The sequence below is a fragment of the Comamonas sp. HJ-2 genome (assembly GCF_053615495.1).
This window is the reverse complement of record NZ_JBSIFD010000017.1, coordinates 1-20,221: the sequence shown is the minus strand read 5'-3', so window position 1 is coordinate 20,221 and position 20,221 is coordinate 1. Positions and strand designations below refer to the sequence as shown.

The 20,221-nt window shown below is 62.2% G+C and carries 17 protein-coding genes, 2 tRNA genes and 1 pseudogene; 6 read left to right on the top strand and 14 right to left on the bottom strand.

What is annotated here, in order from left to right:
* Positions 1–50 precede the first annotated feature (50 nt).
* Positions 51–845, bottom strand: coding sequence for a molybdate ABC transporter substrate-binding protein (modA, locus tag ACWGXF_RS14995; protein ID WP_003075262.1), 795 nt, complete (start codon positions 843–845; stop codon positions 51–53).
* Positions 846–942: 97 nt separating this feature from the next.
* Between modA and ACWGXF_RS14990 the strand changes: the two genes are divergently transcribed.
* Entirely contained in the window at positions 943–1,815 is an 873-nt protein-coding gene (locus ACWGXF_RS14990) for a molybdenum-dependent transcriptional regulator (protein ID WP_081007818.1), read from the top strand.
* Positions 1,816–1,979: 164 nt separating this feature from the next.
* Here ACWGXF_RS14990 and ACWGXF_RS14985 read toward each other — a convergent pair whose 3' ends face one another.
* The 4 genes from ACWGXF_RS14985 to mdlC form a co-directional block, all read right to left on the bottom strand.
* Positions 1,980–2,996 carry a Bug family tripartite tricarboxylate transporter substrate binding protein gene (locus ACWGXF_RS14985; RefSeq protein ID WP_012839795.1) on the bottom strand — a complete coding sequence of 339 codons (1,017 nt, stop codon included), beginning with the start codon at positions 2,994–2,996 and terminating at the stop codon, positions 1,980–1,982.
* Between the two features lie 30 nt (positions 2,997–3,026).
* Positions 3,027–3,998: a Bug family tripartite tricarboxylate transporter substrate binding protein gene (locus ACWGXF_RS14980; RefSeq protein ID WP_059440751.1), complete on the bottom strand. Its 972-nt coding sequence runs from the start codon at positions 3,996–3,998 to the stop codon at positions 3,027–3,029.
* 103 nt (positions 3,999–4,101) lie between these two features.
* Complete coding sequence (locus ACWGXF_RS14975; protein WP_087865218.1) at positions 4,102–5,043, bottom strand: ketopantoate reductase family protein; 942 nt, start codon at positions 5,041–5,043, stop codon at positions 4,102–4,104.
* 28 nt (positions 5,044–5,071) lie between these two features.
* Positions 5,072–6,688 carry a benzoylformate decarboxylase gene (mdlC, locus tag ACWGXF_RS14970; RefSeq protein WP_256628557.1) on the bottom strand — a complete coding sequence of 539 codons (1,617 nt, stop codon included), beginning with the start codon at positions 6,686–6,688 and terminating at the stop codon, positions 5,072–5,074.
* A 111-nt stretch (positions 6,689–6,799) separates the two neighbouring features.
* Between mdlC and ACWGXF_RS14965 the strand changes: the two genes are divergently transcribed.
* Positions 6,800–7,705 carry a LysR family transcriptional regulator gene (locus ACWGXF_RS14965; protein WP_012839790.1) on the top strand — a complete coding sequence of 302 codons (906 nt, stop codon included), beginning with the start codon at positions 6,800–6,802 and terminating at the stop codon, positions 7,703–7,705.
* A 156-nt stretch (positions 7,706–7,861) separates the two neighbouring features.
* Here ACWGXF_RS14965 and ACWGXF_RS14960 read toward each other — a convergent pair whose 3' ends face one another.
* From ACWGXF_RS14960 to ACWGXF_RS14930, 7 genes are all read right to left on the bottom strand, one after another.
* Positions 7,862–9,031 carry an MFS transporter gene (locus ACWGXF_RS14960; protein ID WP_193751125.1) on the bottom strand — a complete coding sequence of 390 codons (1,170 nt, stop codon included), beginning with the start codon at positions 9,029–9,031 and terminating at the stop codon, positions 7,862–7,864.
* 375 nt (positions 9,032–9,406) lie between these two features.
* Positions 9,407–9,483, bottom strand: a tRNA-Met gene (locus ACWGXF_RS14955).
* A 121-nt stretch (positions 9,484–9,604) separates the two neighbouring features.
* Positions 9,605–9,681, bottom strand: a tRNA-Met gene (locus ACWGXF_RS14950).
* Positions 9,682–9,754: 73 nt separating this feature from the next.
* The gene (locus ACWGXF_RS14945) at positions 9,755–10,534 is read right to left on the bottom strand and encodes an enoyl-CoA hydratase (protein WP_012839788.1); all 780 of its coding nucleotides are present in this window, start codon (positions 10,532–10,534) and stop codon (positions 9,755–9,757) included.
* A gap of 96 nt (positions 10,535–10,630) precedes the next feature.
* Complete coding sequence (locus tag ACWGXF_RS14940) at positions 10,631–12,448, bottom strand: M61 family metallopeptidase (RefSeq protein ID WP_256628556.1); 1,818 nt, start codon at positions 12,446–12,448, stop codon at positions 10,631–10,633.
* Positions 12,449–12,542: 94 nt separating this feature from the next.
* Positions 12,543–13,250: a DsbC family protein gene (locus ACWGXF_RS14935; protein ID WP_003071046.1), complete on the bottom strand. Its 708-nt coding sequence runs from the start codon at positions 13,248–13,250 to the stop codon at positions 12,543–12,545.
* Positions 13,251–13,378: 128 nt separating this feature from the next.
* A complete protein-coding gene (locus ACWGXF_RS14930) occupies positions 13,379–14,506 on the bottom strand; it encodes an FAD-dependent monooxygenase (RefSeq protein ID WP_012839786.1) in 1,128 nt (375 codons plus the stop codon).
* 164 nt (positions 14,507–14,670) lie between these two features.
* On the opposite strand from ACWGXF_RS14930, the gene ACWGXF_RS14925 reads away from it, so the two are divergent.
* The 3 genes from ACWGXF_RS14925 to ychF all read left to right on the top strand — a co-directional run bounded on the left by ACWGXF_RS14925 (position 14,671) and on the right by ychF (position 17,361).
* Positions 14,671–15,558: an MOSC domain-containing protein gene (locus ACWGXF_RS14925; RefSeq protein WP_256631280.1), complete on the top strand. Its 888-nt coding sequence runs from the start codon at positions 14,671–14,673 to the stop codon at positions 15,556–15,558.
* 107 nt (positions 15,559–15,665) lie between these two features.
* On the top strand, positions 15,666–15,989 hold the full coding sequence (locus ACWGXF_RS14920) for a hypothetical protein (protein ID WP_256628555.1): 324 nt from the start codon (positions 15,666–15,668) through the stop codon (positions 15,987–15,989).
* A 274-nt stretch (positions 15,990–16,263) separates the two neighbouring features.
* Positions 16,264–17,361 carry a redox-regulated ATPase YchF gene (ychF, locus tag ACWGXF_RS14915; RefSeq protein ID WP_003071057.1) on the top strand — a complete coding sequence of 366 codons (1,098 nt, stop codon included), beginning with the start codon at positions 16,264–16,266 and terminating at the stop codon, positions 17,359–17,361.
* A gap of 629 nt (positions 17,362–17,990) precedes the next feature.
* On the opposite strand, the gene ACWGXF_RS14910 is transcribed toward ychF, so the two are convergent.
* Both ACWGXF_RS14910 and ACWGXF_RS14905 read right to left on the bottom strand, forming a co-directional pair.
* Positions 17,991–18,359: a DUF1428 domain-containing protein gene (locus tag ACWGXF_RS14910; RefSeq protein ID WP_003071059.1), complete on the bottom strand. Its 369-nt coding sequence runs from the start codon at positions 18,357–18,359 to the stop codon at positions 17,991–17,993.
* Positions 18,360–18,804: 445 nt separating this feature from the next.
* Positions 18,805–19,629: pseudogene (locus ACWGXF_RS14905) on the bottom strand (GGDEF domain-containing protein); the annotation flags it as partial.
* 69 nt (positions 19,630–19,698) lie between these two features.
* Between ACWGXF_RS14905 and ACWGXF_RS14900 the strand changes: the two are divergent.
* Positions 19,699–20,221: transposase (locus tag ACWGXF_RS14900; RefSeq protein ID WP_452102064.1), on the top strand; the 523-nt coding region annotated here is incomplete at its 3' end.

Here is a 20,221-nt window from a genome sequence, read left to right as displayed (position 1 = left end):
GCCAAGGGTAGAGCGGATTGGTCTGAGCTCCAGGATTTGCCGGTCAAGCGTCAGAAGCTATAACCATAGGAGCGGATGATGTCATGTGCCTTGGGGCTGCGCAGGTACTTCATCAAAGCCGCAGCGGCTTCGTTGTCCTTGGCGCTGTTGAGCACAATGGCGTCCTGGCGAATGGGTTCATGCATGTTGCCGGGCACCTGCCAGGCCGAACCCTCGCGGATCTTGCCGTTCTCCATGACCTGGGACAGCGCCACAAAACCCAGCTGCGCATTGCCGGTGGCCGCGAACTGGTAGGTCTGGGCGATGTTCTCGCCCATCACCACCTTGGGCTGTACCTGTGCGCTCAGGCCGAGCTTGTTCAGCACTTCCATGGCAGCTGTTCCGTAAGGGGCCAGCTTGGGATTGGCAATCGCGATGTGCTTGTAGTCGCCGCTCTTGAGCACATCGCCCTTGTCGTCCACATAGCCGGCCTTGGGGCTCCACAGCACCAGCGTACCGATGGCGTAGGTGAAGCGCGAATCGGTCACGCCCTTGCCTTCCTTGGCCAGCTTCTCGGGTGTGGTGTCGTCGGCGGCCAGCAGAATGCCGAAGGGTGCGCCGTTGTTGATCTGGGCATAGAACTTGCCGGTGGCGCCAAACGACAGCTCGGCCTTGTGGCCGGTATCCTTCTCGAACTCGGCCGCAATCTTTTTCATGGGCGCGGTGAAGTTGGCGGCCACGGCGACCGCCACTTCCGCGGCCTGCGCCTGCGCAGACCACAGGCCCAGCACGACTGTGCCGATCACGGCCGCAGAGCGAGCCAGTTGAAAGGAAAAACCGGTGGAGCGGGCAGTGATCTGAGTCATTGAAATTTCGCTATTCATTAATGGAATAGCGAGTGTAACGTGAATGAACAACTGAGGTCGAGCGAGGAAATTGGCTGTCAGGGCATGATGGCGGTCTATGTCAGACACAGAAAATTTCGAACAAGAACAATTGGATATGGCCGGCGACGAGGCTGTGCCGGGAGGCGCACTATCGTCCGACTCGGTTTCCCAGGCGCTGGGCTATGACATGGCCGACCGTCGCATTGCCATCCTGCGCGGGATTGCGCAAAGCGGCTCCATCTCCCAGGCCGCGCGCGATGTGGGCGTGAGCTACAAGGCGGCCTGGCAGGCCATCGATACCCTGACCAATCTGGCCGGCGTGCCGCTGGTCGAGCGCAGCGTGGGCGGCGCCGGGGGCGGCGGTGCACAGATCACGCCGGCGGGCGAAGAATTGCTGCATGCTGCCGAGGCCATGATGCGCTTGCGCAGCGAGTTGCTGCAGCGCATGCAGGCCGGCACGCCCGGTGGCGGGCAGCCCAATCTGGGCCTGATGACCAGCATGCGCAATCAGTGGCCCTGCAGCGTGCTCAAGGTCGAGTCCATAGGCGGGCAGATCCGTGTCTGGCTGCGTGCCGCAAGCGATGCAGGCTCGGACTGGACGATTGCCGCGCGTATCACGCCCGAAAGCTATGAGCTGCTGGGTCTGGCACCCGGCGTGCAGGTGCTGGCACTGTGCAAGGCCACGGCCGTCAAGGTCTGGCTGGGGCAGGAGCGGCCTGTAGGGTCCACGCAGCCCATCAATATCTGGCCTGCCGTGGTGCAGCGCGCGACCTATGGCGCGGCCACGGTGACGGAAGAGAGCCTGGCTTCCGACGAAGCCATCTGTCGCTTGAGCTGGGGTGCTCAGATCGTGGGCTTTGCGCCGGCCATGAGCGGGCTGGTGGCCAATGACAATGTCTGGCTGGAGGTGGCCGAGTCTGCGGTAGTGGTGGCGGTGGCCTCCCACTGAAGCACGACTTGCGCAAATTCGGATCTGACTCGGTGTTTTGTCGGTAGGCACGCCTGTTGAGCATGCTTGTTTGCACAAACCAAAAAAAGACCACCGGTCCTTTCAGACGGGCGGTCAAAAGGGAGTTTTCGGGCAACCGGACTCCCACGTTGAACTGAAATTTCTTAGTCCACTTTCAAGCCGATTTCCTTGATCAGCGGTGCAAAGCGGGCGCGTTCCTTGGCATGGTGGTCCACGAAGTCCTGGCGGCTCATGCGCGGCTCGGGCGTGGCGCCCAGACCCTGGATCACATCGACCACGCTTTTTTGCTCCAGTGCCTTGATCACGCTGGCGCGCACGGCATCCACCACGGGTGCGGGCGTGCCGGCCGGCGCGTAGACGCCGAACAGTGTGTCGGCATCGAAGCCCGGCAGGCCGCTTTCGGCCAGCGTGGGTACCTTGGGGTACAGAGGCGAGCGGTGCGGGCTGCCTATGGCCAGCAGCTTGAGCTTGCCGGCCTCGACCTGCTTGAGTCCCGGGCCCGGATCGAACCAGTATTGCAGCTGACCGCTGAGCACATCGGTCAAGGCCGGACCGGCACCCTTGTAGGGAATATGGCTGGCATCGACCTTGGCCGCGCGCTTGAACATCTCACCGGCCAGATGAGGCGAGCTGCCCGGGCCTGGCGAGCCGTAGGACAGCTTGCCCGGATTGGCCTGCAGGTGCTTGATGAAGTCCTGCACATTGCTCACGGGAAGGCTGGGGTTGGTTTCCAGAAACACATGCACGCGTGCCACGGCCGCCACGGGGATCAAGTCCTTTTCAGGGTTGAACGGCAGCTTGCTGTAGATCAGCGGATTGATGCTGATGCCGCCGCCGCTGCTCAGCAGCAGCGTATAGCCGTCCTTGGCAGAGCGCACGGTTTCGCTGATACCGATATTGCCGTTGGCTCCGGGCTTGTTGTCCACCACCACGGACTGGCCCAGCACCTGGCTCATGGTGGGAGAGATCGCGCGCCCCATCACATCGGCGGCGCCGCCAGGGGCGAAGTTCACGATCAGGCGGATGGGGCGATCCGGCCATGTCTGTGCCTGGGCGGCCGGTGCCAGGCAAAGCGCCATGCCCAGGCTGGCCCAGCCCTTGGTGATCAGGGCGCGCAACTGCCTGTGCGCAGAAGGGCGTTGAGTGATGGGAGTCTCCATATGCGTTTTCCTGCTTGTCATTGATATCGATCAGTCCAGCTTGATGCCTGCGGTCTTGATGACCTCTCCCCAGCGCTTCTTCTCGGAGAGCCAGAACTCGCGCATCTGCTCGGGAGTGCTGGGCAGGGGCTCCAGGGCCAGTGATTCGAAGCGGGCCTGCACGGCCGGCGTCTTCAGGGTTTCCTGCAGCGTCCTGGACCACATCTGGATGGTGGCGTCATCCGTGCCCCTGGGGGCGACCAGGCCCTGCCAGGCGAATGCCTCGAAGCCGGCCACGCCCTGCTCGATGAGCGTGGGCGTGCGGGGCAGGCTTTTGAGCCGCTGCGCGCTGGCCACGCCGATGGCGCGGACCTTGCCCGTGTTGATGTGGGGCAGGCCTGCGGCGCTGTCCACCAGCATGAAGGGAATCTGGCCGCCGATCACATCCAGCATGGCCGGGCCGGCGCCGCGGTAGGGCGCGTGGGTCATCTTCACGCCCATCTTCTGGGCCAGCAGTTCGGTGGCCAGGTGATGCGGGGTGCCCAGCCCGGGAGATCCATAGCTGAGCTTGTCGGGGTTGGCCTTGGCCCAGGCTGCGAACTCCTGGAAGCTGCGCACCGGCAATTCGTTGTTGACGACCAGCAGCAGCGGAAAGCGCGCCAGCAGGCTGATGGGGACGAAGTCCTGTTCGGCGTTGTAGGCCAGCTTGGGGAACAGATGCGGGTTGGCGGCCAGGGTGGCGAAGTCGGCGGTGAAGACCAGGTTGCCATAGTCGCGCGAGCGCGCCGCATATTCTGCGGCGATGTTGGTGCCGGCCCCCGGCTTGTTGATCACCACGATGTTGCGATGGATGGGCTTGGCCCAGGCCTCGGCTACGCCGCGAGCCACAGCATCCGAGCCGCCGCCCGCTGCAAAGCCGACCACCCACTCCATGGGTCTGGCGGACGCCTGCTGGGCGTGGGCCGCACCCAGCATGAGCTGTACACCGCAAGCAGCTCCGGCTTTGAGAAAGGTTCTGCGCATGTTGTCTCCTTGTTGTTGAATCCGTGGGCCCGGGCCATGCTGTCTTTCTCTTTGTTTGGCTGTCTTTCCCGAGCCTTCGATGCGTTTTCGCCGAGTCCTGGGCCTATGGCGTGCGCTGCTGTGCCATGCTGATGAGCCGGTGCAGGGTGCGTGTCATGGGCGTGGCAATGCCATGCCGCTCGCCCGCGCGCACCACCGCGCCGTGGATGGAGTCGGTCTCGGTGGGGCGCCCCGCCAGCAGGTCCTGCAGCAGCGATGGCTGGTGTCCCACATGATGGTTCAGGGCGTCCTCCACCGTGGCCCGGATGCGCAGGGCGTCCACGGCGATGCCGTTGGCCGCAGCTACGGCAACGACCTCGTCCAGGACTTCGTGGATCAGGCTGCGGCCCAGAGGGCTGGCCAGTCCGTCAACGGTCTGGCGAGTGATGCCGCACAGGCCGTTGAAGGCTGCATTGAAGGCCAGCTTCTCCCAGATGGCGGTTTCGACCTCGGGATCGATCTCGCAATGCAGTCCGGCGCGGTTGAGGTCGTCGCAGAAGTCCTGGAACCTGGCGTCCGCCTGCCCGGTGCGCGGCATGAAGCGGATCTTGCCGCTGCCCAGCGAACTCACTTTTCCGGGAGCCAGCAACCGGGCCGGCCATGTCGTCACACCCACGGCGATCTGCTGGGAGTCGGCAAATCCGTGCAGGGTCTCGATATGTCCTATGCCGTTTTGCAGGCTGAGCAGCAGGGTCTCGGGCCCTATCAGGTGGGCAATGCTTTGCAGCGCGGCCTGGGTATGGGCGGCCTTGGTGAAGATCAGCCAGCGCGCGGGCGGTTGCGTCAGCTCATGGGCCTGCAGGGCCTGAACGCCGGCGTGCAGCGGACCCTGGTCGGTCTCGCAGTGCACGCCGTGCTCGCGTATGGCCTGGAGCAGCTGCGCGTTGACATCCACCAGCGTGACGGGGATGCCGGCCCGGGCCAGCCGGGTGCCGAACAGGGTGCCCATGGCCCCCGCTCCCAGGATGCCGACGGTGGCCGCTCGCGACTCTTGTGTGTTGTGCATGTCTTGTCTCCGAGAGCTCGGGGCCGGGTCAGGCGACCTCGACTTCGACCAGAGTGGCGCGCGGGCTGCGCAGGGCGTCCCGCAGAACCTGGGGCAGTTGGGCGGCTTCGGTGACGCGCACGCCGTCGCAGCCCTGGCCCTTGGCCAAGGCCACGAAGTCGATGTCGGGCAGGTCCGTTCCCTCGACCTTCTCGCCCTCGCGGTAGCCGAACACCCTGGAGAAATCCTGCAGGGCAGCGTAGCGGCGGTTCTTGACAATGATGTAGGTGACCGGCAGCTTCAGATGGGCTGCGCCCCACAGGGCCTGGATGGCGTACATGGCCGAGCCGTCGCCGATGACGCCTATGACTTTCTTGTCGGGCTTGGCCAGCGCGATGCCTACGGAAGCAGGCAGGCTGTGGCCCAGCCCGCCGCTGCACATGGTGAAGAAGGTCTCGGCAGCGTAGATGGGCAGATGGGCCTGGATGATGGAGCGCGAGCCAGGCGCCTCCTCGACGATGATGCTGTCGCGCGATCGCACCTGGGCCAGTGTGTGCATGAGGAAGGCATCGCTCATCAGCTCGCCTGGCTCGGGTGCCGCCGGCGCCGGTATGGCGGGCCGGGGCTGGAGCGCGGGGCGCGGATGCGTCAGGGGGCGGGCCAGCAGCTCCTGCACGCCCATGCGGATATTGCCCACGGCCGCGTCGCCAACAGGGGCCCAGGCGGCGATGGCGGGGTCCTCGATGAGCTGGAAGAGTTGCGTGCCTTCGGCGATGAAGGGGCCGTGGCCTTCGACGTGGTAGGTGAAGGCAGGTGCGCCGATGACGAAGACCACGTCATGGCCCGAAAGCCTGTCCACGATGCGCTCGCGCATGGCGGGCAGGAAGCCTCCGAACAGCGCATGGTCCTCGGGGAAGCCGCAGCGTCCGCTCATGGGCGCCACATAGACGCGCGCCTGGTGGCGTTCGGCCAGGGCCTGGACGGCCTCGAAGGCCTGGCTGCGGTCCACGGCCGCTCCGACCACGAAGGCCGGTGTGCGCGCACTCTCCAGCGCCTGGCCTATGCTGTCCAGCAGGCGTGGGTCGGGTCGGGTCTCGAAGCCGACTTTGCGCAGCGTGATGGGCTCGCAGGGCACATCCCAGTCATCGGCGGGAATGGAGACGAAGACCGGGCCGCGCGGCTCCTGCATGGCAATGTAGTAGGCCCGCGCCAGGGCCTGGGGCACGTCCTCGGCACGCGCGGGCTCGCAGCTCCACTTCACATAGGGCTTAGGCAGCTCGGCTGCCTGGTTGGAATGCAGGAAGGGGTCGAACTGCAGCAGCGAGCGCGTCTGCTGGCCGGCCGTGATGACCATGGGCGTGCGGTTCTTGAAGGCCGTGAAGATATTGGCCATGGCGTGGCCCACGCCGGCGGCCGAATGCAGGTTCACGAAGCTGGCATTGCGCGTGGCCTGGGCATAGCCGTCTGCCATGCCCACGACCACGGTTTCCTGCAGGCCGAGGATGTATGAGAAGTCTTCGGGATAGTCGCGAAACAAGGGCAGCTCGGTGGAGCCCGGGTTGCCGAAGATGCGCGTCATGCCCAGCTCGCGCAGCATGTTGATGACGGCGTGGCGCACGGTGAAGACCTCGGCGGCCTGGGCATTGGGGGCGGTGTTGGCGGGCAAAAAATTCTCCTTGGATCGGGCTGGCATCGGGCCTTGGCACTGTTGGCATCAATCCTGCCTTTGGAGATAATTTCCAGCAATTGAATAAATCATCTAAGAGATATTCGTTTAATGGATATATCAGGTCTGGATCTCAATCTCTTGCGTGTTTTCGATGCGGTGTTCCGCCACGGCAGCGTCAGCCGCGCTTCGCAGGAGCTGGGTCTTTCCCAGCCCGCAGCCAGTCAGGCGGTGACGCGGCTGCGCCATTTGCTGGGCGATCCGCTGTTCGAACGCATGCATGGGGGCGTACGCCCCACGCCGCGTGCCGAGCGGCTGGCTCAGGCGGTAAGAACTGCGCTGGCAACGCTGGAGGTGGCCTTGGCAGAGGCACACAGTTTTGATCCCTTGCAGGCGAATCAGTGCTTTCGCATTCACCTCAGCGATATTGGCGAGGCGCGCTTCCTGCCACCGCTGATGCAGGCCTTGAGAGGCAGGGCGCCCCATGTGCAGCTGGAAACCCTGCCCATGCCCATGGGCGAGATTGCCGATGCCCTGGATCGCGGCTCGCTGGATATCGCCATCGGCTTTCTGCCTGGTGTGACGGGCACGCAGCAGAAGGTGCTGCTGTCCGATCACTACGCCCTGTTGCTGCGTCAGGGGCATCCGGTGCTCAAGGATTTGAAGGCCGAGAGGCTGAGCACTGAACATTTGCGCGGGCTCGACTATGTGGCCGTGCGCTCGCATTCCGAGACGCTGCGCATTCTGCGCAAGCTCGAGTTGCAGGATCAGGTGCGGCTGTCGGCGGCCCACTTCATGGCCGTGCCTTCCATCGTGCATCAGACGGATCTGGCCGTCATCATGCCCGCCGAGATTGCCGAGACCTTTGAAGCACAGGGCGGATATGTGGTGCTGCAGGCCGATCTGCCAGAGAGTGCTTTCGATGTCTCTTTGCACTGGAGCTGGCGCTTTGCGCAGGAGCCCGCGAACCAGTGGCTGCGGGAATTGGTCAGCGAAGTGTTCGGGCAGCGCAGATAAGGTGCTCGGCCCCCACACATGCCCGCTTCGTGTGGCCGCTGCCCCTGCGTCGGGCGCCCCAGCGGAGGCTTGTTGCCTTGGGATGATTCAGCGGCAATAAAAAAGCGCCAGGCTATAAGGCTCTGGCGCTTGATGGGTCTGCGATGGCAGCTATCTTTAATGAAGTTCCTTGCCCTTGAGCTCGGGAATCAGAAAGACCGTGGCCAGCATGTCCAGCACATAGATGGCGGCCAGCAGCGCAATGGCCACCTGGAAGGAGTAGGCCATGGCCAGCGCACCAATGACGACCGGGCCCAGGCCGCCGACGGCGCGGCCGATGTTGAACAGCACGTTCTGAGCCGTGGCGCGGGCCTCGGTGGGATAGGCTTCGCTGATGACGGCGCCATAGCCGCCCATCATGCCGTTGACGCACAGGCCCATGATGGCTCCCACCCACAGCATGGCCGTGGCATCGGTGAGCTGGGAATAGGCCAGCACCGAGATCACGGAGCCGAGCTGGAAGATCAGGAAAGTGGGCTTGCGGCCGATGCGGTCGGCCAGCTGGCCGAAGACCCAGATACCCAGCGACATGCCGACGATGGTGACGGCCGTCCACATGGACGACTTGGTCAGGCTGAAGCCCATCTGCTTGGACAGAAAGCTGGGCATCCAGATCATGATGCCGTAGTAGCCGAAGTTCTGTACCGAGGTCAGTACGATCACGCCCAGGCTGATCTTGCGCGTGGCCTTGTCCTTCATCAGCAGTTTCAGGCATTGCATGGCCGAGGGCTGCTCCTTCTTGCTGCGTGCCACGAAAACTTCGGGCTCATGCAGCTTGTTGCGGATGACCCAGGCCACGACAGCAGGAATCACGCCGACCAGAAACATGCCGCGCCAGCCGATGGAGGGCAGCAGCAGCGGGGTCAGCATGGCTGCGCCCAGCACGCCCAGTTGCCAACCCAGAGCCACATAGGACGAGACGCGTGCGCGATGGCGTGCGGGCCAGGCCTCGGCGGCCAGTGCCATGCCGATGCCGAACTCGCCGCCCAGGCCGATGCCGGCGATGGTGCGGTAGATCAGCAAGTCCCAATAGCCTTGTGCAAAAGCGCACAGGCCGGTAAAGACGGCAAACAGCACGATCGTCCAGGTCAGCACGCGGATGCGGCCGTATTTGTCGCTGAGCATGCCGAAGACGATGCCGCCGAAGACGGCGCCGATCAAGGTCCAGGTCACGAGAGAGCCGGCCTGGCCGGGCGTGAGGTTCAGGTCCTTGGAGATGGCCGAGAGCATGAAGCCCAGAATCAGCAGGTCAAAGCCGTCCATGGCGTAGCCGACGGCCGAGCCCATGAGTGCTTTCCAGCTGTATCCGTTGACTTCTGTTGGAGCGGCGGGCGCGGCTATGCCTGCCACGGCGCCTGTGGTTGGTGTGGTCACGGGGGAGTCCTTGAGCGAAGACGGACTTCGGGTGCCTGCAGGCCGGCTTTTGCAGAAAAAAGCCGGCCCTCGCTGGGCGCAAGACCAGCGCGCGGGCACGCAGCGTGCGTGCGGCATCCTTGGGGTGCAACGGGCACGAAAAAAGTCCTTGAAGGGGAGGTTTGAGCGGCTGGAGCATGGCGGAGCGATCTGCGCTGATTTCTGCAGGGCAGAAAGGGCAGTGCGGCGCCATGTCGCCTCTGTAAAAAGCGAAAAGCCCCAGCTGCGTGAGCAACTGGGGCTTGTATTTGGTGGTCGTAGCGGGACTCGAACCTGCGACATCAGCATTATGAATGCTGCGCTCTAACCAACTGAGCTATACGACCGACAGTGCGCAATTCTAGAGGTAAAACAGTGGCCTGGCGGCAAACTTGGAAATTTTTTTATCCGGCAGCACCAGGCAAAGAAAAAACCGCAGTGCTTTTGCAAACACTGCGGTTTCCTGTCTGGTGGTCGGGGCGGGACTTGAACCTGCGACATCAGCATTATGAATGCTGCGCTCTAACCAACTGAGCTACACGACCGAAGACAGCGATTATATGCAAAAAATCGCTGCTTCAGTCGGTTTTCTGAAATTTCTCGCGAAAAATCTGCTGCTTACTGGTGGGTGAAGTTGGCGGGGCGCTTGTTCACAAACGCGTCCATGCCTTCCTTCTGGTCCTGGGTGGCAAACAGGGCATGGAACAGGCGGCGCTCGAACATCACGCCATCGGACAGGCCGCTCTCGAATGCACGGTTCACGGATTCCTTGGCAGCCATCACGGCCAGCTGGGAGAAGCCGCTGATGATGATGGCCGCACCCAGAGCTTCTTCCATTAGCTTGTCAAAAGGCACGACGCGGCTGACCAGGCCGGCGCGCTCGGCCTCGCTGGCATCCATCATGCGGGCGGTCAGAGCCATGTCCATGGCCTTGGATTTGCCCACGGCGCGCGGCAGGCGCTGCGTACCGCCGGCACCAGGAATCACGCCCAGCTTGATCTCGGGCTGGCCGAACTTGGCGTTATCGGCAGCGATGATGAAGTCGCACATCATGGCCAGCTCGCAGCCGCCGCCCAGGGCAAAGCCGCTGACGGCGGCAATCACGGGCTTGCGGATGCTGCGAATGGTTTCCCAGTTGCGCGTGATGTAGTCGCCGCCATAGGCGTCGGCAAAGCTGTACTTGGCCATGGCACCGATGTCGGCACCGGCGGCAAAGGCGCGTTCGCTGCCGGTGATGATCATGCAGCCAATGCTTTTGTCGGCATCGAACTTCCTGAGCGCATCGCCCAGTTCGTCCATGAGCTGGTCGTTCAGGGCATTGAGCTGCTTGGGACGGTTCAGCGTGATGACGCCGACTTTGTCCGCTTCCACGCGGACTTCGATAGTTTCGTAGGCCAAGTTTGTCTCCTGCTAAAGAATGAATGGCTGCTGTCAAGAATAACCGCTGAGTCTGGCTGCCAGCTGTCGCGCTGCAGCGCCACTTTGGGGCCGGGCTCAGGCCGCAATGCCCGTCAGCCAGCGCTCTGCGGCGGCCTTGTCGCTGATTTCCAGTCCCAGATTGCTGATGGGGCTGGCGCTATCTGCATCCTCGCTGGCGGCTTTGGCGAGCAGGCCGCCCGGGTTCAGCGTCAGCTGCAGGATCTGCTGGTCGCGTGCTACCCAGGCCGTGAGCTGATTGGAGCCGGCCGCGTACAGCTGCACATCGTCCAGTTTGCTGATGCGCCAGCGCTGACCATCGGCCTCGACGGCCAGCCACTCGTCTCCAGCCATCATGCCGGCCTGCTCGGCAGCGCCGCCGCGCAGCACGGTCTTGATCTGCACGCTATGGTTTTCCTGGACGCGCAGACCCAGTTTCTGCGCCAGCTGTGCGGGCTCGGCCTTGCTCTTGATGCCATGCCGGGCCAGCAGCTCGCGCAGCGGCAGGTCCTCGGTGGAATGAACCCAGGCTTGCAGCTGTCCGGCAATCTCAGGGTTACCCACTTCGCTGACCACGGCCAGTACATCGGCTTCGCTGATGGGGCCACCTTCACTGCTGCGCCACAGGCCGCGCATCACATCGTCCAGGCTGCTCTTGCCGTTGGCGCGCAGGGCCAGATCGAGGCACAGAGCGACCAGCGAGCCCTTGGTGTAGTAGCTGACCGTGTGATTGGCGGTGTTCTCGTCCTGGCGGTAGTACTTGACCCAGGCGTCGAAGCTGGCCTCGGCCACGGACTGCACCAGGCGGCCCGGCGTCTGCAGCACCTGGTTGATGGTGCGCGTGACGAGCTTGAGGTACTGGCTGTTGTCCAGCAGTCCGGCACGGCGCAGGAACAGATCGTCGTAGTAGCTGGTGAAGCCTTCAAAGAACCACAGCAGCTCGGTGTAGTTCTCCTGCTCGTAGTCGTAGCGGGCCAGTTCGGCCGGGCGCAGGCGCTTGACGTTCCAGGTGTGGAAGTACTCGTGGCTGATCAGGCCCAGCAAGGTGTTATAGCCCTCGCCGGCCTTGGCCTCACCCTTGCGCGGCAGATCGCGGCGGCCGCAGATCAGTGCCGTGCTGTTGCGGTGCTCGAGGCCGCCATAGTTGTCATCCACCACATTGAGCATGAAGACATAGCGATCCATGGGCGGCTGGCTGCCGTCGGCGTGCCAGAAGGCGATCTCGGCCTCGCAGATCTTTTTCGTATCGGCGAGCAGGCGCTCGCCATCAAAGCTGGGCGCAGCACCGGCCACCACGAACTCGTGGGGCACGCCTCCGGCCACAAAGCTGCCGCGCCAGAACCGGCCCATCTCCACGGGGCAGTCCACCAGCTCGTCGTAATGGGCTGCCGTGTAGAGGCCGAAGCCGTTGGCATCGATTTGCGCGGGCGTCAGGCCGGTGGCCACCTGCCAGTCCTGCGTGGCGGGGCTGCCGAGCAGCTCCAGTGCATGGGGGCGCTCTTCCTGACCATGCACGCGCAGGCACAGGCTGGTACCGTTGAAGAAGCCACGCCGGCGATCCAGCCAGGCGGTGCGCACCGAGGTGTCATAAGCGCAAACCTGATAGCTGATAACGCAATCTGCATTGGCGTTACAGGCGATTTTCCATTGATTCTTGCTGAGCTGTTGCACGGCCACGGGCTGACCGTTCTGCGTGGCCTTCAAGCCCTGCAGGTTCTTGGAAAACTCGCGCACCAGGTAGCTGCCCGGAATCCACACCGGCAGCGACAGCAACTGCTGTGCCGCAGGCTGGGCGATATGCAGCTGCACATCGAAAAGATGGGCTTCCACCGCGCTGGCCTGCACGGCAAAGTGGATGTCGGGGCGAATGCCGGAGGCATTGGGGGCAGAGATCATGGCAGCTCCAGAAATGCGGGCCGGAGCATGCGAACCTATCGCAGCGTGCCTGAAACTTCATCAGATGCACGCTGCTCCGGCAATAAGACAGGGATTACTTGGCGGCGGCGAGGTGCTTTTCGACCTCGGCAGCCGAGATGGCGCCGGGCACACGCACATTGTTGGAAAAAATCACGGTGGGCGTGCCGGTGATCTTGTACTTGCGGCCGAAAGCCAGATTGCGCTGGATGGCGGCGGGGTCGCACTGGGCGGCTGGTGCGTTCTTGCTGTTCAGCATCTGCTCATGCCAGGCCTTGGCCTGATCCTTGGCGCACCAGATATTGCGCGACTTCTCGGCCGAGTCCGGGCTCAGGATGGGGTAGAGGAAGAGGTAGATGGTGACGTTGTCCACGCTTTGCAGGTCTTTTTCGAAGCGCTTGCAGTAGCCGCAGTTCGGGTCTTCAAACACGGCCATCTTGCGCTCGCCCTTGCCATGCACGATGGTGATGGCGTCCTTGATGGGCAACTGTTTGAAGTCCACGGCCGTGAGCTGGGTCATGCGGTCTTCGGTCAGATTGCGGCGCGCCTTGGTGTCGATGAGCTCGCCCTGAATCAGATAGTTGCCCTTGGCATCGGTGTAGAAGATGTCCGTGCCCACGCGTACTTCGTACAGGCCGCTCATGGGGGTGGAGCGCACCTCGTCGATTTTCTCGAGCTGGGGAATGCGCTCGGTCAGCGTCTTCTTGAGGTTGGCATCCTGGGCATGCACGCTCAGGCCGAAGGTCAGGCTGGCGGTGGCCAGCAGGCAGGCAACAAGTTTCATGGAAGATGTCGTGGGCTGCAGCGCGCTGCAGCGTGGAAAGAATGAGGTCGGCTGCCATCCACTATGCATGGACGGCAGGGCTGTTGCTTGGAGTACGGACTGAGTCAAGGGTTCCCTGAGCCGTCTTCTCAGAGCAGACCCATGGCCTGCTTGGCCATCCAGGACTTGAGCAGGCCGCTGCGCTCAAAGCCTTTCATGCCCCAGTTGCGCAGCATCTGCACAGGCACTTCGGGACGGGCAAACAGCTGCTGCAGCCCGTCCATGGCCAGGCCCATGGGGGCCAGAGATGCCTTGCGCTCACGCTCGTACTGGCGCAGCAGCTTCAGGTCGGCGGGGCTGCGCCAGTAGTCGCGCTCCTGAAGGATGCGTGCCAGAGTCTGCACATCGCCCAGGCCCAGGTTCAGACCCTGGCCGGCCAGCGGGTGGACGTTGTGGGCGGCGTCACCCGCCAGCACCCAGCTTTGTTGACTGTTCCTGTCCAGCGGTCCGCACCAGCGGTCGGCCACGGCCTGTTGCAGAGGCCAGGTGGCGCGCTCGGCCACCAGCTCCAGCTGGCCCAGCGCATCCTGACTGATGGACTGCAGGCGAGTGGTAAAACTTTCTTCGTCGCTTTCCAGCCAGTCAGGCACCAGCGATTGCTCCAGCGACCAGACAACGGCCACTTCGTGACCGTCGGGACCGCCCATGGGTAGAAAGGCCAGGATCCCTTCCGGCGTGAACCACTGGCGTGCAATGCCGCCATGCGGCAGCTCACAGCTCAACCGGGTGGCAATGGCGTGCTGGGAGTAGGGCGTGACGGAGAACTCCACGCCGAATTCGGTACGCGTGCTGCTGGAGCGGCCTTCGCAGACGGCGGTGAGTGCGGCTTCCACCGGCTCCTTGACGATTTCCACCTGGGGTTGATAGCGCACGGCCTCGGCCAGGCGCTGCTCCAGCGCGGGGACATCGACGATCCAGGCCAGTGCCGGCACTTCCTGAGAAGCTGCATCGAACTGGACCTGGCCGTCCAGATCGCCAAACACCTGCATGCCGACCACGGGTGTGGCATCCTCGTCGTCAGGCCAGCAGCGCAACGACTGCAGCACGGCCCTGGAACTGGCATTGAGCGCATAGGCGCGCACATCCTTTTGTTGCGGGGATCGAGGCTGTGGCGGCGCCACCAGCGCGACACGCAGACGCTCACGCGCCAGCAAAAGAGCCAAGGTCCGGCCCACAATGCCGGCTCCACGAATACATACATCAAAGGTTTGCGCCATGTCCGGCATTGTAGGAGGCGCGGACAGGGCCTGCGTCCATAGAGGAAACCTCATGCCATGCGGTCGTCGACTGCAGCCAACTATGTTGTTGATAGCGGGCTGTGCAGGTCAGGCAGGGACTAGAGGGCAAAATGAAAGATGAATCCGTAATCGAAGGAGATGTGATGACCGACACCGCCTATGACGTGCAGGGCCGGATTGCCGAACTGTGGATCTACCCCGTCAAATCCTGCGCCGGTATTGCCGTGCCGAAGGCCGCGCTCTCGCGCCATGGCCTGCAATGGGACAGGCACTGGATGGTGGTCGATGCCAATGGCGATTTCTTGACCCAGCGCAGTCATCCGCGCATGGCGCTGATCCGGCCCGAGATTACGGACGAATACTTGCTGCTGCATTTTCCGGGCATGGACAGCTTGCAGATTCCTTTGCTGGTACAGGGCAGCAAATGCCGTGCGCGGGTCTGGAAGGATACGGTCGATGCCTGGAACCTCGGCGAATGGGCCGCGCCTGCACGCAGCTGGCTGAGCCGGGCTCTGGCGCAGGACTGCCATCTGGTGCGCTTTGATAATTCGCAACCTCGCCGGGCCAGCGAACGCTGGGTGGGCGATGGCGACGCTCCGGTGCATTTTGCCGACGGCTACCCTTTGCTGCTGCTCAGCCAGTCGGCCGTGGACGAGCTCAATCAGCGGCTGACGCAGGCCGGCGAGGCTGTTGTCGATGCGCGGCGCTTTCGTCCGAATATCGTGATTGCCGATATCGAAGCCCATGATGAAGATCGTGTGGAACAGCTGGATCTGCCCCAGTTGCCCGGTCTGAGCCTGCTGCCCTGCAAGCCCTGTACGCGCTGCCCGATTCCCGATATAGACCCCGACACCGCCGTACCCGGCACGGCAGTGGGAGATTCAATTTCCAGTTATCGCCAAGATCCGCGTGTGGATGGTGCTATTACTTTTGGTATGAATGCCATAGTGCTGGGTCTGCCAGACGTTGCGGATGCTGCAGCAGAGCTGGCTGTGGGCCAGCAACTGGCGGGCAATCTGCGCTTTGATTGAGGGTGTAGGCCTTTGACCCTCAAAGACTTGGGGCATCCCTGTAATAGTGATGCAGCAGAACCAGTGTCCAATAAGGCCATTGGCAGCAGCAACGAGGGGAGGGCGGCATGGCTGAATTCAAATCTGGCGATTTCGTGGTTCTCACCGGCAGCAGTGCTTTTGCCGGAAAGATCGCTCGCCTGACTTTTCGTGCCCCCGACAGAGATTTCTGTCTGCCGGACGGTCATGCCCATATTGGCTGTGAGGCCGGAGACTGGGTGCTGGAGTTTGCCCAGAAGGTGCCCGCCTTGATGCGCAGCTGTCGGACTCCCTGCATGACCAAATATCTGTGCAGTCCGCAATCCCAGTTCCGACGGCTGGAGGAGACCGCCGGGCTAGAGCAACTGTTTGGCCCCATACGACAGAGTTCGCCGGCGTTGACCGCTGATTGATCCGACATTTCCCGGACTTTTTCTCCCAAGCCTGTCTTTGCGCAGGCTTTTTTGCTTTCTGGCCGGAACCGCGGCGCAATCTACCGCAGATGAGCAGAGATTGCCGGGTCATTACAATCGGGGGCTTTCCGTGGCCAAACCGGGACGAAACTCTGGGTGAACAGAGTGCCTATGGGTCACGCTTCAAAAGAACCGGATTCGCGACGATGCGGATCGGGCACTTCCGCCACATGGGTGTGGTGCTCGATAGTGCATTGATACATAAGGAATTTCCATGAGCCTCAAATGCGGCATCGTGGGCCTGCCCAACGTGGGCAAGTCCACTCTTTTCAACGCGCTGACCAAGGCCGGCATCGCCGCCGAGAACTATCCCTTCTGCACTATCGAGCCCAACACCGGCGTGGTGGAAGTGCCCGATCCGCGTCTGGATCAGCTCTCCGAGGTCGTCAAGCCCGAGCGCATCGTTCCCGCTATCGTGGAATTCGTGGACATCGCCGGCCTGGTGGCTGGTGCTTCCAAGGGCGAAGGACTGGGCAACCAGTTCCTGGCCCATATCCGCGAAACCGATGCCATCGTCAACGTGGTGCGCTGCTTTGAAGATCCCAACGTGATTCACGTGGCGGGCAAGGTGGACCCGATTTCCGACATCGAAGTCATCCAGACCGAGCTGTGCCTGGCCGATCTGGCCACGGTGGAAAAGGCTTTGAATCGCTACAGCAAGGCCGCCAAGTCCGGTAACGACAAGGAAGCCGCCAAGCTGGTGGCACTGCTGACTCCCATTCAGGCAGCCCTGAATGAAGGCAAGCCCGCCCGTGTGGTGTCGGTGTCCAAGGAAGATGCGCCCCTGCTCAAGCCTTTCTGCCTGATCACTGCCAAGCCCGCCATGTTTGTGGGCAACGTGTCCGAAGACGGCTTTGAAAACAATCCTTTTCTGGATCGCCTCAAGGAATATGCAGAAGCTCAGGGCGCACCGGTGGTCGCCATCTGCGCCAAGATCGAGGCCGAGATGGCCGAGATGGAAGACGAAGACCGCGATATGTTCCTGCAGGAGCTGGGTCTGGAAGAGCCTGGCCTGAATCGCCTGATTCGTGCTGGCTTCAAGCTGCTGGGCCTGCAGACCTATTTCACCGCCGGTGAAAAGGAAGTGCGTGCCTGGACTGTGCGTGTCGGCGCTACGGCTCCCCAGGCCGCGGGTGTGATTCACGGTGACTTCGAGCGCGGTTTCATTCGTGCCCAGACCATTGCCTTTGAAGACTTCGTCGCTTTCAAGGGCGAGCAGGGTGCCAAGGATGCCGGCAAGATGCGCGCCGAAGGCAAGGAGTACATCGTCAGGGACGGCGATGTGATGAACTTCCTGTTCTCCCCCAAATAAGCACGATTGACATGCACCCTGGGCACATATGGATGTCCATGTGTGCCCAGGTGTCATCGTCACCGAAGGGTGCAACCGGCAGATGCTTGCGGCGGCATTGTTGAATCAATCAGTGTCGCGGCCGCAGTCCAGCCCCGCTATCGAGCACCAACGGGACGCAGTACAAGGCAGCGCTCAGCTCCGGCTTTGTGCCGGAGGCGGCGATAGCCGGTATCGGCAGGCGGTGCATCCATCCAGCGAGGGCGGGCTGCTTCTGCTTGCTGAATCCACCGGACTCAAATTCCCGGGGCGGCGGTACCGCCGCAATTGCAGGCACAACCCACGGCGATGAGTAGCGGTTGACCATTACGGCTTGTGGAGCTCATGACGCACAGCCCTCTGCATGTCGCCCCGCCACACCCACCACTCGCCCGAGAGAGAATGCCCGGATGCGCAAAGGCGATGTTTTTGTGCATCGCGATGAGAGCGACTGCAGCATGCAGGCGCTCTGGACGCAGGCTAGCCAGGGCTGGTGCGGGGATCACCGGCGCAGCTAGGTGGAGACCAGGCTGCATTGCATCAAGCAACTGGTGAGAGGGTGATGTCGCCTGGGTTTGAACCTGACAGCTCAATGAGCTGAATATCAGACCTCAGGGCTTCACTTCGACGACTTGCTCGAACCCCCCAAAGATCATGCGCTTGCCGTCGAAGGGCATGGGCGGGTTGCCGGGGGCGGATGGGTCCATGCGCGGGTCTTCCATCATCTTCTTCATGGCTGCGTCGCGCGTGGCCTTGTCCGGCCATTCGACCCATGAAAAAGCCACCGTCTCCTCGGCCGTGGCCTGAACCGAGCGGCGGAAGTCGGTAACTTTGCCATCGGGGACGTCATCTCCCCAAGCCTCGATCACCCTGATTGCGCCAAGCTCGATGAATATCGGGTCGAGCTTGCGCGCGTGCTCTATGAACTTCTGCTTGTTGGCAGTGGGGACAGCGATCACGAAACCATCGATATATGACATCTCTTCACTCCTGCTGAATTGACCGTTAGATGCGGAGCTGGCGCCGCATTCACAATGCCCGCAGGGCCGGTGGCAGCAGTGCTCTCAGCCTGGACCCCTTGAGCGCGCAGATCACGCTCCAGCAATCAGGCTGAGCATGGCCTTTCAACATTGCCTGTGGCGACCGGGAACCTGAGCAGCCAATGCACATGCAGCCTGCTCCTCAACTCGATGTCAGTCGAGTGGTTCGCTGGGAACGTAGTGGCAGTTTTCGCGTTGATCGTAATGCAGCTCAGCAGCGCAGAAGCTGAAGTTTGTGACAGACAGCTTCTGGCCGTCGGCAAGATCCGTTGCAGCCTTTGCTGCTGCCAGGGCAACGCAGACATTGTCGAGCGGCGTTGCAACCTTTCGTCATTCTTTCTTGTGCTCATCGAACATCAGCGCCGGTGCCGCCTCCATGACGGATTCAGATCAGGGACTGGCTATGGCTTTTCGTTGTGTCCCGAAAGTCTGCTGCTCGCTGTGTCGGACTTTTGGTGAATACAACAACTTTGTTGCGACCTGTCGTCTTGGCCTTGTACAGCGCCTCGTCGGCCGAACGGATCACCGAGGCTACATCTGCATCGTGTTCTGGCTCCCATGCCGCACAACCAATGCTGACGGTGATGTAGCCGAATTCGCTTCCGGAGTGCTCAACAGAGAGTTGCGAAACGGCGGCGCGGATGCTTTCTGCAAGGCATGAAGCGCCCTCTAGAGACGTATCCGGCAAAACAACGATGAACTCCTCGCCTCCGTAACGAGCTGCGATATCTCCAGGCCTGCGAATATTGTCACCAATGCATTGGGCTATGGTTGCGATGACGTCATCCCCAGCTTGGTGTCCGTATGTGTCGTTGTAGACCTTGAACCTGTCAATGTCGACGAATAGCAATGAAAAAATACTATGGTTTCGTCTGGCCCTGTGCCATTCCTGATCCAGCATTTCGTCGAGTCTGCGGCGGTTGTTCAAGCCCGTCAGCCCATCGGTACGAGCTAGCAGAGCCAGCTCCGACTCGGCATGTATTCGTCGCTTGAGCTGTGTCACGAAAGCAAAGGACAAGCCGATAAAGGCTGCTGTGAGCACCCCCATCAGACAGGCAATGATCAGTGCACGTTTTCGCCAAGCCGTGAAAATATCGGAGTGCGCTTTCGCGACCATGATAATGAACGGCAAGCTCGGAAGATTCTTGAAGTAGTACAGGCGATGAGTGCCATCGAGGTAGGAGGTATCTGAAAAGCTGCCCTCAGGTTCGAGGGTGTGCAGAATTTTGTGTAAACGGACAATCCACCGCAGGCGAGAGCCTGCTTGTCCGCAAACACAATGACAACCAAGAAACACGACGTACCCGAAGAACTGCTGTCTGGCCTGCTGGCCAACTACAAGAAGCCCGAAGACCTCATCGGCGAGAACGGCCTGCTCAAGCAGTTGACCAAGCTGCTGGTGGAGCGAGCCCTAGACGCCGAACTGACCGAGCATCTGGGCCACGAACGCAACGAAGCGGTAGCCAACACCACTGGCAACACCCGCAACGGCAAGAGCAAGAAGACCCTCAAGGGCGATTTCGGCGAACTGCCCATCGAAGTTCCACGCGACCGCCACGGCAGCTTTGAGCCCCAGCTCATCCCCAAGCACCAGACCCGCTGGAGCGGCTTCGACGACAAAATCATCTCGCTGTACGCCCGCGGCATGACGGTGCGCGAGATTCAGGGGCACCTGCAGGAGATGTATGGCACCGAGGTCTCGCCCAGCCTGATTTCCTCTGTGACCGATGCGGTCAGCGACGAGGTCAAAGCCTGGCAGGCACGGCCGCTGGAAGCCATCTATCCCATCGTCTACCTGGACT

Bases quoted from the DNA above. Each gene is read 5' to 3' on its own strand.
- ACWGXF_RS14990 (WP_081007818.1), top strand. From the start codon at position 943: ATGTCAGACACAGAAAATTTCGAACAAGAACAATTGGATATGGCCGGC.
- ACWGXF_RS14910 (WP_003071059.1), bottom strand. From the start codon at position 18,359: ATGTCATATATCGATGGTTTCGTGATCGCTGTCCCCACTGCCAACAAG.
- ACWGXF_RS14930 (WP_012839786.1), bottom strand. From the start codon at position 14,506: ATGGCGCAAACCTTTGATGTATGTATTCGTGGAGCCGGCATTGTGGGC.
- modA (WP_003075262.1), bottom strand. From the start codon at position 845: ATGACTCAGATCACTGCCCGCTCCACCGGTTTTTCCTTTCAACTGGCT.
- ACWGXF_RS14980 (WP_059440751.1), bottom strand. From the start codon at position 3,998: ATGCGCAGAACCTTTCTCAAAGCCGGAGCTGCTTGCGGTGTACAGCTC.
- ACWGXF_RS14925 (WP_256631280.1), top strand. From the start codon at position 14,671: ATGACCGACACCGCCTATGACGTGCAGGGCCGGATTGCCGAACTGTGG.
- ACWGXF_RS14965 (WP_012839790.1), top strand. From the start codon at position 6,800: ATGGATATATCAGGTCTGGATCTCAATCTCTTGCGTGTTTTCGATGCG.
- ACWGXF_RS14975 (WP_087865218.1), bottom strand. From the start codon at position 5,043: ATGCACAACACACAAGAGTCGCGAGCGGCCACCGTCGGCATCCTGGGA.
- ACWGXF_RS14940 (WP_256628556.1), bottom strand. From the start codon at position 12,448: ATGATCTCTGCCCCCAATGCCTCCGGCATTCGCCCCGACATCCACTTT.
- ACWGXF_RS14985 (WP_012839795.1), bottom strand. From the start codon at position 2,996: ATGGAGACTCCCATCACTCAACGCCCTTCTGCGCACAGGCAGTTGCGC.
- ACWGXF_RS14960 (WP_193751125.1), bottom strand. From the start codon at position 9,031: ATGGGCTCGGCCGTCGGCTACGCCATGGACGGCTTTGACCTGCTGATT.
- ACWGXF_RS14920 (WP_256628555.1), top strand. From the start codon at position 15,666: ATGGCTGAATTCAAATCTGGCGATTTCGTGGTTCTCACCGGCAGCAGT.
- ACWGXF_RS14935 (WP_003071046.1), bottom strand. From the start codon at position 13,250: ATGAAACTTGTTGCCTGCCTGCTGGCCACCGCCAGCCTGACCTTCGGC.
- ychF (WP_003071057.1), top strand. From the start codon at position 16,264: ATGAGCCTCAAATGCGGCATCGTGGGCCTGCCCAACGTGGGCAAGTCC.